General features: G+C 40.7%; 2 protein-coding genes. Both read right to left on the bottom strand.

Features of this window, described 5'->3' with window-relative positions; all coding sequences use genetic code 11:
- A partial coding sequence (locus A3757_RS27540; protein ID WP_231878238.1) for a hypothetical protein occupies positions 1-198 on the bottom strand: 198 nt, incomplete at its 3' end.
- Positions 199-298: 100 nt separating this feature from the next.
- Positions 299-568 carry a hypothetical protein gene (locus A3757_RS06720; RefSeq protein WP_156490479.1) on the bottom strand — a complete coding sequence of 90 codons (270 nt, stop codon included), beginning with the start codon at positions 566-568 and terminating at the stop codon, positions 299-301.
- Between the last annotated feature and the right edge of the window lie 390 nt (positions 569-958).

Genomic DNA, 958 nt, shown 5'->3' on the forward strand with positions numbered 1-958 from the left:
CTGATAGGTATAAGGTCCATCCGGGCGATAATATTTTGCTTCTCTTGAGCTAATGGTCCAGTAGATTTTTTTAATGCCCAAAGTTGAACATAGATTCTGCATGGTAAGCTCAAGTTTCTTTCCTTGTGGAACATTTGTTCTGGCAGTTGTTGTGCCAAAATAACCTGTCCCAGTATCTCTTACTATCTCGACTTTCATAGCATCTCCATGAGCCTAACGCCGCAATAAAGGGCGAGCGGCGCGCAGCAGAGCGAGTCCAGCCCACGGGCCCTTTCGTGGGCGATCTTTGATTGCCTGGTTATATTTCATTTGCTACGAGATTAGATTTAACCTTGCCAGAAATTACCAATTTATAAAATACAAACTCAGCGACTAAGCCTGAAAATATTGCCGCTGCAACTGCTATACCCCCGCTAGCAGTTGCCTTTGCTACAGCAGCTAAAACTAAAAACGCTAATGGTAAAGTAATAACAACAGCTATAAGAGCGTGAAAACCATTTATGCGTATTATTTCTTTACAGCCACTGCATTTGATACGCATGGGGTTTGATGACTTTAGCAGATTCATAAAGCCAAACTTTTTGGAGCAAGATGGGCAATTACTCACTATTAGTTTCCTTGTATATTGAACAGTGACAGTGTTTAAAAAATATAACGCCGCGTTAACCGGAGGAGTAATGATGGCAGTTTTTGTGCGTATTTTTGCACAAAAGGTGTCAGCATTACGGAGTCCGTGTTGAACGCCTGGTTAAGTGTTTCCATGTACAAACAAGCTGTACCCACCGCCCCTAATTTCATGGCCACCCAAAAAAACAGTTGCACCAGACTTTTTCTATTTCGGCGGTTTTAATAGAGAATATTTAAGTAGCAAATGATCTAATTTGCCAGAACTCTTAAGTTCTTTTAAACCCTTTGATAGAATATTTGCATAAAGTTTTGCGTTACGTTTTTTCGGAGA

It is taken from the genome of Oleiphilus sp. HI0117 (assembly GCF_001635235.1).